Source organism: Ruegeria sp. CDSC042 (genome assembly GCF_059610745.1).
Genome location: NZ_JBXWOF010000001.1, coordinates 1 through 13,810, shown reverse-complemented (window position 1 = coordinate 13,810; position 13,810 = coordinate 1). Strand labels below are relative to the sequence as shown.

The following is a 13,810-nucleotide window of genomic DNA, read 5'->3' as shown; positions in this document are numbered from 1 at the left end:
CCCGCTTATTTGGTCCCGAACATCCGGTCGCCCGCATCGCCCAGACCCGGCATGATATAGCCTTTTGAGTTCAGCTCACGGTCCAGTGCGGCGGTGACGATGTGAACATCCGGATGTGCCTCTTTCATGCGGGCAACACCTTCGGGGGCGGCCAGCAAGCACAGGAACCGGATATCCGTCGCGCCAGCCTCTTTCAGCAAATCAATCGCAGCGGCCGAGCTGTTGCCGGTTGCCAGCATCGGGTCGACGGCAATGACCAGACGGTCCTTCAACCCCTCGGGCGCTTTGAAGTAATATTGGACGGGCTTCAACGTCTCTTCATCGCGGTACAGGCCAACAAAGCCAACACGGGCCGAGGGGATCAGTTCCAAAACTCCGTCCAGCATTCCGTTACCGGCGCGCAGGATAGAAACCAGCGCTAGTTTCTTACCTGCCAGGATGGGGGCGTCCATCTCTTCCATCGGGGTTTCAATGTGCCGGGTGGTCAATGGCATTTCGCGCGTGATCTCATAGGCCAGAAGCAAGGTGATCTCACGCAGCAACTGACGGAATTCGGCGGTCGAAGTGCCCTTGTCCCGCATGAGCGTCAATTTGTGCTGCACCAACGGGTGGTCGACGACGGTCAGGTGTTCGCTCATGATATCTCCAGTCTTTTCTTGACCCGCGCACGGGTCGCTTCATCGCAAAAAGCCGCATTCAGGGCGGTTTCATTCAGGGCGGCAAAATCCTCGGCCTCCCAACCAAAGGCCTTGGCCAACATCTCATATTCACGCCGCATTGTGGTATGGAAAAACGGCGGATCGTCGGTGGACACGGTGACCTTGACACCTGCCTCGCGCAACTTGGAAATCGGATGGCTGGCAAAGTCGGGAAACAGGCCCAGAACCACGTTCGAGCCCGGGCAAACCTCGAGCGTCACACCACGATCAACGATCTCATGCACAAGGTCGGGATCTTCGATCGCACGCACGCCATGGCCGATGCGTTCAACTCCCAGATCACGGATCGCATCGCGGACACTATCCGGCCCGCCGAACTCTCCGGCATGGGTGGTCAGGCGTAGTCCGGCCTCGCGCGCGCAGTCAAACGCCCACTTATAGTCGCCCTGAACCCCCATGGATTCATTGCCCCCCATACCGAACCCAGTAATCCAGTCGCCAGCTGTTTCAGCGGCACAATATGCACTGAGCTTGGCCTGTTCGGGTCCGAAATGCCGGACACAGGTCACCACGCCGCGCAGAGTGATATCGTATTTCCGCTCGGCTTCATCAGCGGCATCCTGAATGGCACTTAGATAGTCGCGCCAGGCCACCAAATCGCCACCGCCACAAAAATCGGGGCTCAGAAAGCTTTCCGAATACACCACCCCGTTCGCCGCGCTTTCTTCAAGAATAGCCAACGTCAGACGGCGGAAATCCTCGGGCGATTTCAGCACCTCACAGGCGGCCTCATATACGCTGAGGAAATGGGCGAAATCCCGGAAATCATAAGACCCGTCATGTTTGAAAATCCCGCTCAGGTCGATGCGCTTTTCATGCGCCAGCTGACGGATGAAGGCAGGCGGCGCGGCACCTTCGTGATGCAAGTGCAGTTCGATCTTGGGTAGGTCAGCGACAGTCATAGAAAGCTCCGCCCCGGCCCTTGTGCCGGGATATTCAGGTGATGTGCGATACTGGCGGCAATGTCGGCGAATTTGACCTGACCGATCTGCCCCGCACCCTGCCCTGCAATCAGGACAGGTACTTGCTCACGCGTGTGGTCGGTGCCGATCCAGCTTGGGTCGTTGCCGTGATCAGCGGTCAACAACATCAGGTCATCGGGGCGCAACCGGGTCAGAATTGCACCTATCTCTTGGTCAAACCATTCTAGCGCGCGGGCATAGCCGCTGATGTCGCGCCGATGGCCATAGAGGCTGTCAAACTCGACAAAATTGGCGAAGGTCAGGCTGCCCTCTTCGGCCTCATCGACCAAATCGGACAGATGACCCATCAAGTCAGCATCCGACCCTTTGCGCAGTGTGTCGATTCCCTGCATGGAAAAGATATCGCCGATCTTGCCCACTGCATGAACACGGCCGCCCGCATCCTGACACCAGTTCGTCAGCACCGGAGCGGGCGGCACGATGGCAAAATCCTTGCGGTTGGTCGTGCGGGTGAACCCCTGTTCGGGCGAGCCGACAAAGGGCCGTGCGATCACACGCCCCACTTTCATCTGGTGCAAACGTGGGGCCAGCGCGCGGCAGAGGTCAAGCAGACGGTCTAGGCCGAAACTTTCTTCATGCGCGGCGATCTGAAAGACACTGTCGGCCGAGGTATAGCAGATCGGCCAACCGGTTCGCATATGCTCGGCCCCCAATTCGGCGATGATCGTGGTGCCCGAGGCGTGGCAATCCCCCAAAACCCCTTCGGTTCCGGCGGCCTCGGCTGCGGCCTTGCTCAGATCAGCCGGAAATGATGGTGTTGTATTTGGAAAGTAATGCCAGTCCCACGGCACAGGCAGCCCTGCTAGCTCCCAATGCCCCGATGGCGTGTCCTTGCCCGGTGAATCCTCACAGGCGCAGCCCCACAGACCTGTCGGCTGGGCCAGCAAACCCGGCGTTTCCGCACCCGAGGCCAGCCGTGCCGCAGCACCCAACCCCAGCGCATCCAAATGCGGTAGATGCAAAGGCCCGGATCGCCTCTCTTCCGCCTGACCTTGAGCACAAGCCTGCGCGATATGGGCCAGAGTGTTTGCCCCAGTATCCGGCATGTCGCCATTAAAGAACTGATCAGCATCGGGCGCGCCGCCGATACCCACAGAATCCATCACAACAAGGAAGGCGCGGCTCATGGCGTGATCCTCTCGTGGACAAGGGTTGGCACCACTGGTTTACCCGTTCCAAGCGTGATCGCCTTTTGAACAGCATCAGCCGCACGTCGCGCGGCATCCTCGCGGGCGGCATGGACGACAGCCAATGGCGCGCCTTTTTCGACCCGGTCGCCCAGTCGCACCAGATCTGACAGCCCGACCGCAGGGTCGATCACATCGCTTTCAACCTGACGTCCGCCACCCAATTCGACAACCGCAAGGCCCAGAGCCTCTCCGTCTATCGTGGTTACATAGCCCGCAGCGGGAGCGGACACTTCGAGGATCACGCTGGCTTCGGGCAAATAGCGCGACCAATCGTCGACAAAGTGAATGGGTGCCCCAACTGCGGCCATCATGCGGCCAAACCGTTCTGCGGCACGGCCATCGCGGATGACCTTGGCGATTTTGTCCCGGCCTTCTTCCGAAGTGGCAAACATACCGGCGTCAGCCAACAGAACCCCACCCAGTTCGGCAGAGATCACAGCCAACGGCGCGTCAGGCGCTTGGGTCAATACCTTCATGACCTCATCCACCTCAAGTGCATTGCCCAGCGCAGAGGCAAGCGGCTGGTTCATATCGGTTATGACTGCCGAGGTCCGACACCCTGCAGCGTTGGCGGTTTCCGTCAGCGCCCGTGCCAGATTGCGCCCGTCATCAAGGGTTTTCATAAAGGCCCCACTGCCAACCTTAACGTCCAGCACCAGTGCATCCGGGCTGGCTGCAAGCTTTTTCGACAGGATCGACGCGGTGATCAGGTCAAGGCTTTCAACTGTCGCCGTGACATCCCGAATGGCGTAAAGCCGTTTGTCCGCCGGCGCGATTTGCCCGGTGGCCCCGACGATGGCTGCCCCCGTTTCGTTCAGCACCTGCACCAGCCGGTCCTGGCTGATCTGGGTGGTCACACCGGGGATGGATTCAAGTTTGTCCAACGTGCCGCCCGTATGTCCCAGTCCCCGGCCAGAAATCATTGGCACATAGGCCCCAAGCTCGGCCAGTGCGGGGGCCAGTACCAGGCTGACGCTGTCGCCCACACCCCCGGTCGAGTGTTTATCGATTACCGGACCTTCCACATCCCAGTTCAGGACATCGCCGCTGTCGCGCATCGCAATGGTCAGATCGGCGCGGCCCTGCGCGCCCAACCCGCCCATGCAAACCGCCATGGCAAAGGCCCCTGCCTGCGCGTCACTGACCCCACCATCGGCAAGCCCCTGCGCAAACCAGTGCAGTTCCTCGGCGGAGGGTATATCCTTGCGGCGCAACTTAGCGATGATCGAGCGGGCGTCCATGGGGTCAGACATCCTCCATATGCGAGGCGTCAAATGCGCCTGGCAGCAGATCCCCGATAGTGGTTTTCAACTCCGCCCCGTCCAAGCTGGCCAATACCACCTTGACGTCACGCTTGCCGAACTCGGCCAGTTTCTGGCGGCACCCCCCGCACGGCGGTACTGGCTGAGGAGACGACGCGACCACGTAAACCTCGGTCAGTTCCTGCTCGCCAGCAGCGACCATGGCGGCAATGGCTCCGGCCTCGGCGCAAGTGCCTTCGGGATAGGCCACGTTTTCCACATTGCAACCGGAGTAGATCTGCCCCGACAGGGACCGGATCGCCGCGCCGACCTTGAAATTGGAATAAGGCGCATAGGCGTTTTCCCGCACGGACAAGGCTGCGTCTTTCAAGCTCATGGCGATTCCCTATTTTTTGATCATCTGGTCAGAAAGTCATACCCTAAATGAAAGCCCCCGGGGAATTGAAGCCCCGAGCGCAGAATTCCTGAGCCAAAATGCCTAATCCAGAACCGTATTGAACACGCCAGGCAGCGTGACCTCAAGCAGTTCAACATCATCGGTCGGATCAGACAGGCGTGTGCGCATCCCCGGCGGGATGACAAAGGCATCGCCCTGTTCCAGCCGATAGGGGTCGCGCCCCTCGCCTTCGAGCGTCAACTCACCGTTCATAACGAAAGTGAAATGAATATCGGTATCATGTGTAGCCCAGGCGGTGTCACCCTGCCCCCGACGCACCACCTGAACGCCTGCGACACCCATCGTGTTCTGGGCAATCGTGGTGTCGCGACAGATGTAGCCCGGCAAACGGAACGGCCCCCATTCTGCCCCCTCGGCCCGGTTGTAGACAAAGCGCTGGCCCTGCCATTCGCGATCCGGGCGGTATTGCGGGGTCGGCAACTGCATTTCGTGGTCGATTTCGGTGACATGTTCGGCAGGAACACCAATTTCGATCACCTGCACATTGTCCGATGCTTCCAACACACGATGGCGGATTTCGGGCGGCTGGATAAAGCAATCGCCGGCGGTCAGGCGCATCTTGTCGCCCTGATCCTCGTAAACCACATCGACCCAGCCATGGATGCAGAAAATCAACTGAAACCCGACCTTGTGGAAATGCACCATGTCTGGAACCGGACCGCCATCAGGAATGCGGATATGGCTGGCAATGATCGACCCGCCCAAGCGATCGGGAACCAAATCGCGATAATGCATTCCGGCGCGCCCGATGACCCACGGGGCCTGATCCTTGAGTCTGCGCACGACAAAGGAATGCACGGTATCCGGCATCACCATCGGCGGGTTCAGCTCATCAATTTCGACACGCGTCCCGTTCGGCGCGACCAAACTGCGCTGGCCAGCCGCAAACTCATCCGGATTTTCGGTCAGAATGCGCAACATTCCGGGCGCCTCGGGTGCATCCTGTTCGATCCGTAATCGCAATCCATGCCCCGAGAACACGGCGACCCGAGGGTCATCAGCCGGATAGATCATATCCATCCGCATCCCCAGTACCTTGGTAAAAAACGGGATGTCGTCACGTAATTCCTGCGTCGGCAGACGAATCTCAGCTTTGGTCTGATTGCTGGTCATTCAAGTTCTCTTCGGTCGTGGCTTTGGGCCATCCGATCAGAACAGAAGCCAAAATGCCAATTGAAAAGAACATCTCAAGCGTTTCTTCCAACACAAACAAACGCATGATCATCTGGTCCGACAGGTCGTCTTTCAGTGTGCCACTGACTTCTTCCAACCCCTGTGCAACCACCGCACACATACCGGCCAGAAAGAACACCATTAGAAACGGGACCCGTTGCTTGAACGCACGCCACCCGTTTGGCACCCCGTGCCAGAGCAAGCCGCCCAGAACCAAAACAGCCAGGATGACGCGAACCGCGTTCATATCAAGCAGCGTGTCCAGCCCATTCAGAATCCCATATGGCAGGCTATCTACGGCATAGATATCCGCAGCTAGTTCGCGCTCTGCCAGCAGCAAACAGACGAGACCGATATAGAGACGGGAAATCCCGCGATACCGGAAAAGCGCAATGCCCCCAGCCAGAACAAGCGCCGCGGCCGAAATGGATTCGAACGGGCCACCCTCATGGCTGAGGGACATCGCCTGCACCGGCCAGATACAGAGGACCACCAAGATCAGCATCGCAACACCAATCGCTGCACGAAACAGCGGCTGGTCCAGCCCAAAGGACCGCTTGGTATCGGTTGTGACGGGTATCGACTGAGATTGTTTTTCCGGGGTCATCTTGGGCCTTCGATCTCCTGTGGAAGCGGTGCCGAATATGAAGATGCGCGACCGTAACCATATTAGAACATAATTCAACCTACGGCCGTGTTTGGCAAAAATCCATTTATGAAGTGACGTCACGTAGCCAAGGCGCCAGAAATAGTTTAACCCTTCAACCAAATTCGGAACGGAGATGAATTGCCTATGTCTGACACTCCCAACCTGCGACAGGCCGCGCTTGATTATCACGCTCACCCAAAGCCTGGAAAGCTCGAAATCAGGGCTACGAAACCCATGGCCAACGGTCGGGATCTGGCGCGCGCCTACTCGCCCGGCGTCGCCGAGGCCAGCCTGGAAATCAAGGCCGACCCATCCAACGCCGAGCTTTACACTGCGCGGGGCAATCTTGTTGGCGTGGTCTCGAACGGAACAGCAGTGCTGGGCCTGGGCAATATAGGCGCTCTGGCTTCTAAGCCGGTGATGGAAGGCAAAGCGGTTCTGTTCAAGAAATTCGCAGGGATCGACTGTTTCGACATCGAGGTTGACCAATCCGACCCCGAAAAGCTGGCCGATATCGTTTGCGCGCTGGAACCCACATTCGGGGCAATCAATCTTGAGGACATCAAAGCCCCCGATTGTTTTATTGTCGAAAAACTGTGCCGCGAGCGGATGAACATCCCCGTTTTTCACGATGACCAGCACGGCACCGCAATCGTCGTGGGCGCCGCTGCCAAGAACGCGCTGTACGTTGCCGGAAAAAAGTTCGAGGATATCAAAATCGTCTCGACCGGCGGAGGCGCGGCTGGGATCGCCTGCCTGAACATGCTGGTGAAGCTGGGTGTGAAACGCGAAAACATCTGGCTGTGTGACATTCACGGGCTTGTCTATGAAGGGCGAGCCGAGGACATGAACCCGCACAAGAGCCAATTTGCGCAAAAGACTGATCTGCGCACGCTGGATGACGTGATCGGGGATGCCGATCTGTTTCTGGGGCTTAGCGGACCGAATGTCCTGAAACCCGAAATGGTCGCGAAAATGGCCAACAGACCAATCATCTTCGCGCTGGCTAACCCGACGCCCGAGATTCTGCCGGACGCAGCTCGCGAAGTGGCCCCCGATGCGATCATCGCAACCGGTCGCAGTGATTTTCCCAATCAGGTGAACAACGTTCTGTGCTTTCCTTTCATCTTCCGGGGCGCCCTGGATGTTGGTGCGACCGAAATTAACGACGCTATGCAGATCGCCTGCGTAGACGGTATCGCTGATATGGCCCGGGCAACGACCAGTGCAGAAGCCGCCGCCGCCTATAAGGGCGAGCAACTGACATTCGGGCCTGACTATCTGATCCCAAAACCTTTTGACCCGCGCCTCGTCGCTGTTGTGTCCTCGTCAGTGGCCCGGGCGGCTATGGACAGTGGCGTTGCCAGGCGTCCGATTCCAGATATGGAGGCCTATAAAGAGCGCCTGAACCAGACGGTTTTCAAATCCGCCCTGATCATGCGCCCGGTTTTCGAGGCCGCAGCAGCTGCGTCGCGCCGAATAGTATTTGCCGAGGGCGAGGACGAACGTGTGCTGCGCGCCGCTCAGGCCATTCTGGAAGAAACCACGGAAACACCGATCCTGATCGGACGTCCCGAAGTCATTGAAGCGCGATGCGAGCGCCTGGGCCTGACCGTGCGTCCCGGCGAGGATTTTCAGATCGTGAACCCGGAACATGACAATCGCTACTATGATTACTGGACCTCATATCACCAGATCATGCAGCGCCGCGGTGTCACCCCTGATCTGGCCAAGGCCATCATGCGCACCAACAGCACAGCCATTGGGGCGATCATGGTCCAGCGTGGCGAGGCCGATAGCCTGATCTGCGGAACCTTTGGCGAATACCGCTGGCACCTAAGCTATGTCGAACAGGTGTTGGCCAATGGCGACCTGCGCGCGCATGGCGCTTTGTCTCTGATGGTTCTTGAGGACGGCCCCTTGTTCATTGCCGATACACATGTGCGGCAATTACCAACGCCTGCAGAGCTTGCCGAAACCACCCTGGGCGCGGCCCGTCATGTCCGGCGTTTCGGGTTGGAGCCAAAAATCGCATTCTGTTCGCAATCTCAATTCGGCAATCAGGCCGAAGGCTCGGGCAAGCGCCTGCGGGCCGCTTTGGAGATTCTGGACTCGGAGCCGCGCGATTTCACCTATGAGGGTGAGATGAATCTGGACGTAGCGCTTGACCCTGAACTGCGGTCGCGCATCTTCCCGCATTCACGTCTAGAAGGTGTCGCCAACGTCCTGATATTTGCCCACGCAGATGCCGCCAGCGGTGTGCGCAACATCCTGAAGATGAAGGCCAACGCGCTGGAAGTTGGCCCGATCCTGATGGGTATGGGCAACAAGGCACATATCGTGACCCCCTCGATCACCGCACGCGGGTTACTGAACATGGCGGCGATCGCAGGAACGCCTGTCGCTCATTACGGGTAAAGGGTCACGGATCCCCTCCGGGCACCGAAACAGGTGCCCGGACTGATTCCTTCATATTTGCACCAATACATTTGCAGTTTTGCAAAAATGTGAATTCGGCGCGCAAAATCCATAAATTGCCAACAGGTTTGCAAAAATTAGCAGGGAAATTCTTATACATCTGCAAATATTTTGCGATAAAGTGACGCCCCGTCACTTCGACCGCTTGTCTGCCCCCTATACCCCGCCCTAGACACGGTGCAGGGATTTTTCGGAGGAGACCAAAGTGGCATATCAGGACGTTTACCAGAGCTGGAAATCCGATCCAGAGGCATTCTGGATGGAAGCTGCAAAAGGAATTGATTGGGTTCGGCCCCCCAGCAAGGCTTTGTTTGACGACAATGCTCCTCTTTATGAATGGTTCTGTGATGCCAGGGTCAACACCTGCTGGAATGCGGTTGATCGCCATATCGAGAATGGTCGCGGTGAACAGACGGCCATCATCTATGACAGCCCAATCACCCACACCAAGCGCGAGATCTCATATGTCGAACTGCGCAATCGGGTCGCTACTTTGGCCGGGGCATTGCGGGCAAAAGGTGTCGAAAAGGGCGACAGGGTTATCATCTATATGCCGATGATCCCCGAAGCGCTTGAGGCGATGTTGGCCTGTGCCCGGCTGGGTGCGGTGCACTCGGTTGTGTTTGGTGGCTTTGCAAGCAACGAATTGGCGGTCCGTATTGATGACGCCAAACCAAAAGCAATCATCGCCGCTTCTTGCGGGATGGAGCCGGGCCGTGTGGTGCATTATAAACCGCTGCTTGACGGTGCCATCGAACTTGCCAGCCACAAGCCCGATTTCTGCGTGATATTCCAGCGCGAACAAGAGGTTGCGCATTTGGTCGAGGGGCGTGATTTCAACTGGCACGGGTTCCAGTACGGTGTTGAGCCTGCGGAATGTGTTCCTGTCGATGGCAATGATCCAGCTTATATCCTGTATACATCTGGCACGACCGGAGCGCCCAAAGGGGTCGTACGGCCGACGGCCGGCCATCTGGTCGCCCTGAACTGGACGATGAAGAACATCTATAACGTGGATCCCGGCGACGTGTTCTGGGCGGCTTCTGATGTCGGCTGGGTCGTTGGCCACTCATATATCTGCTACGCGCCGCTGATCCACGGCAACACCACGATAGTGTTCGAGGGCAAACCGGTTGGAACCCCAGACGCGGGCACCTTCTGGCGGGTGATATCCGAGCATAATGTTCGCAGTTTCTTCACTGCTCCCACTGCAATCCGCGCGGTCAAACGTGAAGATCCCAAGGGGGAATTAATCCCTGAATACGACCTCTCTTGCCTGCGAGCCCTGTTTCTGGCCGGAGAGCGGGCGGATCCCGACACGATCGAATGGGCCAAAGACGCGCTGAACGTTCCGGTCATCGACCATTGGTGGCAAACTGAAACCGGTTGGACCATCGCGGGCAATCCGCTGGGGATTGAAGAACTGCCAACCAAACTGGGGTCACCGGCCAAGCCGATGCCCGGTTACGACGTGCAGATCCTGGACGAAGGCGGGCATCCGATGAAACCCGGAGAGCTGGGCGCGATTGCGGTAAAGCTGCCCCTGCCGCCTGGCACTCTGCCAACGCTGTGGAACGCCGAAGACCGGTTCAAAAGCTCGTACCTGAATCACTTTCCCGGATATTATGAAACCGGCGATGCGGGCATGGTTGATGAGGACGGGTACCTCTACATCATGGCGCGCACCGATGACGTGATCAACGTCGCGGGCCATCGTCTGTCCACCGGCGGCATGGAAGAGGTTCTGGCCGCGCACCCTGACGTTGCCGAATGCGCCGTGATCGGCGTGTCGGACCAGTTGAAAGGCCAGATGCCGGTTGGTTTCCTGTGTCTCAACGCGGGCTGTGATCGAGACCACGGTGACGTCGTTCAGGATGTCGTCAAGCTGGTGCGCGAAAAGATCGGACCGGTCGCTGCCTTCAAACTGGCCGTGGTTGTTGACCGGCTGCCCAAAACGCGGTCGGGCAAGATCTTGCGCGGGACCATGGTCTCGATTGCGGATGGCAAGGACTACAAGATGCCCGCCACCATCGACGACCCGGCGATTCTGGACGAGATCACCGAGGCGCTGAAATCCATCGGCTACGCCCAGTAGAAAATCGGTGCGCCTGCCGCCTCTTGCAACCTGACACCGGGCCTCTACTGTCTGACCAAGACAGTGAGGCCCCATGACAGAAACCGACATCTGGCGTCTGAACGCCACAGATCTGACCGCGTTGACGCGCAACAGGGAAATCAGCGCGGAAGAGGCCGTCAAAGCCTCCATCGACCGGATGCAACGGGTCAATCCTGCGCTGAATGCGGTTGTCGAAGATCTGAGCCTGCAGGCGCTGGACCGTGCGCGATATCTGGACAAGGCGGTCGGTGGCGGAGAGCAGCCCGGCCCCCTGCATGGTGTGCCGGTCACCATCAAAATCAACGTCGATCAAAAAGGACATGCGACCTCGAATGGGGTCGTTGCCCTGAAAGACGTGATCGCCCCGGATGATGCGCCGGTTGTTTCCAACCTGCAAAAGGCGGGCGCCATCGTCATCGGTCGCACCAACACGCCCGAGTTTTCGTTCCGTGCTGACACAGACAACGAACTGCACGGCCGCACGTATAACCCCTGGGGGCGTCATATCTCGCCCGGGGGATCTTCTGGTGGCGCGGGCGCGGCTGTGATGGCTGGGATCGGTGCGCTGGCCCATGGCAACGATATAGGGGGCAGTCTGCGATTTCCTGCCGCCGCCAATGGGGCGGTCACCGTCAAACCGGGTTTGGGTCGTGTTCCGGCGTGGAATCCCAGCCAATCGGCAGAACGGGGCATACTGGCACAATCGATGTCGGTGCAGGGACTGATCACGCGCTCCGCAGCGGACCTGCACCTGTCCATGCCCAGCTTGATCGCGCCCGATCCGCGCGATCCGTTTCACGTGCCGATGCCGTGGCGGGGTGAGGACCAAACCGGCCCGATCAAGGTCGCCTTCACCAAGCAGACCTTTGGATACGATTTGCATCCCGAAGTCGACAAGGCTCTGGATACGGCACGCGATGCATTGATCGAAGCAGGCTATGTAGTGGAAGAGGTCGCACCACCCGATATCTTTGAAGCTGGTCGTGGCGGGTACCGCGCCCTGATGGGCGAAGTTTTGACCTTGTTGAAAGCCGATATCGAGGCTGCGGGATCAAAAACAATCCGCGACATATTCGAGGTCTACTTTCAGGAATTCCCACCCATAGTTGGCACAGACCTTATCGAAATGCTGGCCAAGCGCAGCCACTATGCGCGCGAGTGGTCTCTGTTCATGCATAACTATCCTCTGGTCCTGTCACCATTCCTGCCACAGCCGTTCTTCAAACCGGACCGAGATACCGAGGGCGCCGAGGGCGTGCATGAAGTTCTGGGCTGTGCGGTCTATTCCTATGCGATGAACTTCATCGGCCTGCCCGCGGCATGTGTTCCGGCGCGGCTGGCCGAGCTGCCGCATGGGCCGCAGCCGATAAACATCCAGATCGCAGCCCGCAGATGGCGCGAGGATATGGCCGTAGACGCCGCCGCGGCGATAGAAGACCGGGTAGGGCAAATGTGCCTGCCATTGTGGAAGAAAATGGGGACGTCCTTCTAAATAGACGTTGTCCAAAAAAAATTGACCCCGGGGTTTTGTACCCGGGGTCCGCTTTCTAAAATATGCCTAGAAATCCGATAACGAGCGTAGCACCACCTACCCTCGCCCGCACATAAACTGCACGTTCATTTCGAAACCGCCGTTGATGGCCACTCACTTCCACCATGGCGTGTTCTCCAGGCAAGTTCACACTACCTTAATGTTAATCGGATTCGTGTGAACTGGTTCACACAAGCGCGATTAATTCGTACCTGGCCTTTCATTTAGGTGAACTGTTCCGAAATCAGACGCTCTTCCAGGCCGTGGCCCGGGTCGAACAGGATACGGTGCCGAATCGCCGGTTCAGATCGAATTTCGACCCAATCAATATCCGGAAATGAATTTGAATCCGCATCCGCCATGACCGGCCGCTTGTCCGCATCCAACACATCGAACCGCACCTGGGCGATTTTGGGCAGCAGTGCGCCCCGCCAGCGTCGCGGACGAAAGGCTGCAATCGCTGTCAGAGCTAGAACATCCGATCCAATCGGCAGGATTGGCCCATGCGCGGAATAGTTATAAGCCGTCGATCCTGCTGGCGTTGACAGCAAAGCGCCATCGCAAACCAATTCATCCATGCGCACGCGACCGTCCACACTGATCCTCAGCCGCGCCGCCTGAGGGCCTGCCCTTAGCAAAGAGACCTCATTGATGGCTAGCGCCTCATGAATCTTGCCGGACTGATCCATCGCGCGCATTGCCAGCGGGTTGATGACCTCTTCTTCGGCGGCGGAAAGACGGTCCATCAGGTCTTCTTCGTGGAACTCGTTCATCAGGAACCCGATTGTTCCACGATTCATGCCATATACGGGCGTATCGAGGTGCTGCATGTTGTGCAAAGTGTGCAGCATAAAGCCGTCCCCACCCAGTGCGACAATTACATCGGCATCACGCGGCGCCGCATTGCCATAGCGCCTGACCAGTTTGTCGCGTGCGGTTTGAGCCACCTTGGCGTCGCTGGCAAGAAAAGCGATTCTTTGAATCATCTATTGTGGTTTCCAGTGCTGCACATTTGGTTCCGAAACAATCATACCTTTCCCCTATAGACCAGACTTGACGCCACCGCTGGCCAAATCGTCGCTTTAAGCCTTTTGCCGATGTCCCGTTTCCGATAGGAAATCCGCAAGAAATCCCAGCATTGTGGAGCCCCCATGAACGCCAATCTACGTGATACCGGTTTTTTCACCCAGTCTCTCTCAGCGCGCGACCCAGAGCTGTTCGGCTCGATCACGTCCGAGCTGGGCCGTCAGCG

General features: G+C 58.2%; 11 protein-coding genes. 3 read left to right on the top strand and 8 right to left on the bottom strand.

The features are described from left to right. Positions 1 to 5: 5 nt before the first annotated feature. The 7 genes from upp to AC2FHX_RS00025 all read right to left on the bottom strand — a co-directional run bounded on the left by upp (position 6) and on the right by AC2FHX_RS00025 (position 6,391). Positions 6 to 638: a uracil phosphoribosyltransferase gene (gene upp, locus AC2FHX_RS00055; protein WP_142632797.1), complete on the bottom strand. Its 633-nt coding sequence runs from the start codon at positions 636 to 638 to the stop codon at positions 6 to 8. Beyond that, positions 635 to 1,621 (bottom strand): adenosine deaminase, encoded by a 987-nt coding sequence (locus AC2FHX_RS00050; RefSeq protein ID WP_496692451.1) that lies wholly within the window; start codon positions 1,619 to 1,621, stop codon positions 635 to 637. Before AC2FHX_RS00050 ends, upp begins: the two co-directional genes overlap by 4 nt. Continuing rightward, positions 1,618 to 2,829 carry a phosphopentomutase gene (locus AC2FHX_RS00045; RefSeq protein WP_496700628.1) on the bottom strand — a complete coding sequence of 404 codons (1,212 nt, stop codon included), beginning with the start codon at positions 2,827 to 2,829 and terminating at the stop codon, positions 1,618 to 1,620. The genes AC2FHX_RS00050 and AC2FHX_RS00045 overlap by 4 nt, the downstream gene beginning before the upstream one ends. Beyond that, positions 2,826 to 4,133, bottom strand: coding sequence for a thymidine phosphorylase (locus tag AC2FHX_RS00040; protein WP_496700643.1), 1,308 nt, complete (start codon positions 4,131 to 4,133; stop codon positions 2,826 to 2,828). The genes AC2FHX_RS00045 and AC2FHX_RS00040 overlap by 4 nt, the downstream gene beginning before the upstream one ends. Positions 4,134 to 4,137: 4 nt before the next feature. Further along, positions 4,138 to 4,530, bottom strand: coding sequence for a cytidine deaminase (locus tag AC2FHX_RS00035; protein ID WP_142632791.1), 393 nt, complete (start codon positions 4,528 to 4,530; stop codon positions 4,138 to 4,140). A gap of 102 nt (positions 4,531 to 4,632) precedes the next feature. Further along, on the bottom strand, positions 4,633 to 5,724 hold the full coding sequence (locus tag AC2FHX_RS00030) for a cupin domain-containing protein (RefSeq protein WP_142632789.1): 1,092 nt from the start codon (positions 5,722 to 5,724) through the stop codon (positions 4,633 to 4,635). Next, positions 5,699 to 6,391 carry a hypothetical protein gene (locus tag AC2FHX_RS00025; protein ID WP_496700629.1) on the bottom strand — a complete coding sequence of 231 codons (693 nt, stop codon included), beginning with the start codon at positions 6,389 to 6,391 and terminating at the stop codon, positions 5,699 to 5,701. The genes AC2FHX_RS00030 and AC2FHX_RS00025 overlap by 26 nt, the downstream gene beginning before the upstream one ends. A gap of 186 nt (positions 6,392 to 6,577) precedes the next feature. Here AC2FHX_RS00025 and AC2FHX_RS00020 point away from each other — a divergent pair, with 186 nt between their 5' ends. The 3 genes from AC2FHX_RS00020 to AC2FHX_RS00010 all read left to right on the top strand — a co-directional run bounded on the left by AC2FHX_RS00020 (position 6,578) and on the right by AC2FHX_RS00010 (position 12,519). Further along, positions 6,578 to 8,851, top strand: a complete 2,274-nt coding sequence (locus tag AC2FHX_RS00020; RefSeq protein ID WP_142632785.1) for an NADP-dependent malic enzyme — start codon at positions 6,578 to 6,580, stop codon at positions 8,849 to 8,851. 265 nt (positions 8,852 to 9,116) lie between these two features. After that, positions 9,117 to 11,006: a propionate-CoA ligase PrpE gene (prpE, locus tag AC2FHX_RS00015; RefSeq protein WP_496700630.1), complete on the top strand. Its 1,890-nt coding sequence runs from the start codon at positions 9,117 to 9,119 to the stop codon at positions 11,004 to 11,006. 73 nt (positions 11,007 to 11,079) lie between these two features. Further along, entirely contained in the window at positions 11,080 to 12,519 is a 1,440-nt protein-coding gene (locus AC2FHX_RS00010; RefSeq protein ID WP_282027865.1) for an amidase family protein, read from the top strand. 263 nt (positions 12,520 to 12,782) lie between these two features. On the opposite strand, the gene AC2FHX_RS00005 is transcribed toward AC2FHX_RS00010, so the two are convergent. After that, a complete protein-coding gene (locus AC2FHX_RS00005) occupies positions 12,783 to 13,544 on the bottom strand; it encodes an NAD kinase (protein ID WP_496700631.1) in 762 nt (253 codons plus the stop codon). Positions 13,545 to 13,810 lie beyond the last annotated feature (266 nt).